At 67.5% G+C, this 2,199-nt stretch carries 3 protein-coding genes and 1 pseudogene; all 4 read right to left on the bottom strand.

Features of this window, described 5'->3' with window-relative positions; genetic code table 11:
* Positions 1–328 (bottom strand): thiolase family protein (locus tag AC1VAN_RS19455; protein WP_480986504.1); only part of this gene is annotated, 328 nt, incomplete at its 3' end.
* A gap of 1 nt (position 329) precedes the next feature.
* Entirely contained in the window at positions 330–977 is a 648-nt protein-coding gene (locus tag AC1VAN_RS19460) for a 3-oxoacid CoA-transferase subunit B (protein WP_480986505.1), read from the bottom strand.
* On the bottom strand, positions 974–1,654 hold the full coding sequence (locus AC1VAN_RS19465) for a 3-oxoacid CoA-transferase subunit A (protein ID WP_442252158.1): 681 nt from the start codon (positions 1,652–1,654) through the stop codon (positions 974–976). Before AC1VAN_RS19465 ends, AC1VAN_RS19460 begins: the two co-directional genes overlap by 4 nt.
* 171 nt (positions 1,655–1,825) lie before the next feature.
* Positions 1,826–2,199, bottom strand: a pseudogene (locus tag AC1VAN_RS19470) (MFS transporter); the annotation flags it as partial.

The following is a 2,199-nucleotide window of genomic DNA, read 5'->3' on the forward strand; positions in this document are numbered from 1 at the left end:
CGCCGGCAGCAATGCCACGGGCCACGGTGCCGATCGCATCCAGGCCCGAACCGCACAGGCGGTTGATCGTGCTGCCGGGCACGCTCACCGGCAGGCCGGCCAGCAGCAGGCTCATGCGGGCGACGTTGCGGTTGTCCTCACCGGCCTGGTTGGCACAGCCCAGGTAGACGTCCTCCACCAGCGCCGGGTCCAGCTGCGGGTGGCGCGCCAGCAGTGCCTTCAGCGGAATCGCGCCGAGGTCGTCGGCGCGCACACCGGACAACGCGCCGCCGTAGCGGCCGATCGGGGTGCGGATGCCATCGACGATATAGGTCTCGTGCAGCGGCATTTCAGACTCCCCCGGCCAGTGCCAACGGCAGGCCGGTCAGTTCACGCAGTTGATCGATGTCCACGCCCTCGACCATTTCCAGCACGGTCGCGCCGTCGGCGCCGAGGTCGAACACCGCCACATCGGTATACACGCGCGACACGCAGCGCAGGCCGGTCAGCGGATAGCTGCATTCSKSCACCARCTTGCTYKCRCCCTGCTTGGTSARCAGGTCCATCATSACSMASRYCTGCTTGGCSCCGATGGCCAGGTCCATKGCRCCGCCCACGGCGGGAATCGCGTCGGAGGCGCCGGTGCTCCAGTTGGCCAGGTCACCGTGTGCCGAGACCTGGAAGGCGCCGAGCACGCAGATGTCGAGGTGGCCGCCACGCATCATCGCGAACGAATCGGCGTGGTGGAAATAGCAGCCACCGGTCAGCAGGGTAACCGGCTGCTTGCCGGCATTGATCAGGTCCGGGTCTTCCTGGCCGGGCGCCGGTGCCGGGCCCATGCCCAGCAGGCCGTTTTCCGACTGCAGCAGTATCTCCTTGTCCGCCGGCAGGAAGTTGGCCACCGTGGTCGGCAGGCCGATGCCCAGGTTSACGTAGGCCCCTTCGGGAATATCGCGCGCCACGCGCGCGGCCATCTGTTCGCGGCTGAGCTTGTTCATGCCTGCACTCCTTCTACGACCACCGGCACCACGCGCTGCACGAAGATGCCGGGGGTCACCACGGCCTCCGGGTCCAGTTCGCCCAGCGGCACCACCTCACGCACCTGCACGATGGTGCAACGTGCGGCCATCGCCATCAGCGGGCCGAAGTTGCGTGCAGTCCGGCGATACACCAGGTTGCCCCAGCGATCGCCGCGCTCGGCCTTGATCAGCGCGAAATCGGCATGCAGCGGGTACTCGAGCACGTAGTGGCGACCGTCGATCTCGCGCGTTTCCTTTCCCTGGGCCAGCTCCGTGCCATAGCCGGTGGGCGTGAAGACCGCGCCCAGCCCGGAACCTGCCGCATGGATGCGCGCGGCCAGGTTGCCCTGCGGCACCAGCTCCAGTTCGATCTCGCCGGCGCGGTAGGCCGCGTCGAAGTGCTGCGAATCGGCCTGGCGCGGGAAGGAGCAGACGATGCGGCGAACGCGCTTGTGCTTGATCAGCGCAGCCAGGCCGGTATCGCCGTTGCCTGCATTGTTGTTGATGATGGTCAGCTCGCGCGCACCCTGTGCAATGAGCGCATCGATCAGCTCGTCGGGCATGCCGGCAGTGCCAAAGCCGCCGATCATCACGGTCGCGCCATCATGGATATCGGCCACCGCTGCTTCCACGCTGGCTACGCTCTTGTCGATCACTGCATTGCTCCTTGCCCTGCCTGCCGGCGGTCATCACCGCCACGCTGCAGGGCCACTGCGAAGGGAAAACACGACCCGGACATGGTCGCCATGGCACGCCGCCCGGTCAATGCGATATTCGGCCATTCGATTCGATAATCGCACATTGAGTGATGTGCTCCGGCCATCGGTTCAACGCCGGTTCTGACCCACGCCCACGCGCAGGCCGAGGCACGCCCATGCCGCCAGCAGCAGCGGCGCAGCGCACAGCACGTACAACGAGGACGGCTGCCAGCCACCATCGACCAGAACACCCACCGTGAGTGGCGAGAGGATCGCACCGACCCGGCCGATGCCGATGGCCCAGCCCAGGCCGGTGGTCCGCACTTCGGCGGCGAACACCACCGGCGCGGCCGCATACAGGCCGGCCATCGCTGCGAACAGTGCCGCACCGATCACGAAGGCCAGCGGGAAGGCCACGCCCAGCTGCGTGCTGAAGGCCGCAAAGCCCAGCATCGAGACCATCGCCAGCAGCAGCGCGCCGGCCGTCAGCCTGGACAGCGACC

Source organism: Stenotrophomonas sp. 05L44_2 (genome assembly GCF_056665995.1).